1 pseudogene is annotated in these 519 nt (G+C 62.6%); it reads right to left on the bottom strand.

The features are described from left to right. Positions 1-519: pseudogene (locus QN219_RS33820) on the bottom strand (transposase); the annotation flags it as partial.

Below are 519 nucleotides of genomic sequence, written 5' to 3' on the forward strand. Positions count from 1 at the left end.
TCTTCGGATCTGGCGTTTAGGCCACGCCGATCGACCCGCCTTCCGAGCTCCTCCTGGGCGGCGCGGATCCCGGCAAACAGTATCACTGGATCCGCGCTTTCCAACATCGCCTTCAGCCGATCCTTGTCGGCCTCGGCCACACCGGAATGGGCCAGCACACGCGCAACAGGCGGCACGGGCGGATGGTAGCGTTTGATGACACGAGCGCCGATCCGCGTCTTCTCCCGCAACTTGAACGAAGGTTGGAACAGGTTGCCATGCAGACGCACCACCTCATAGAGGCGAGCCAGCGCTGTCGTCGCCTCCGCGCCGACGAACCTTCCGTAACCGACCAGCCGCCGCACGATCGCACCGTTCTTCTGCTCGACCCAGGCTTGATCGTTCTTTCGATACGCGCGCGAACGGGTTACCTCCAAGCCCTGGCTTCGACACCAGCAGACCACCAGTTCGTTCATGAAGGCGCTGTCATTGTCGAAGTCGACGCCAAGCAGCGGAAATGGAAACTGCGAGCGGGCCTGC

Origin of the sequence: Sinorhizobium sp. 8-89 (genome assembly GCF_030124325.1) — a bacterium.
Taxonomy (GTDB): Bacteria; Pseudomonadota; Alphaproteobacteria; order Rhizobiales; family Rhizobiaceae; genus Sinorhizobium.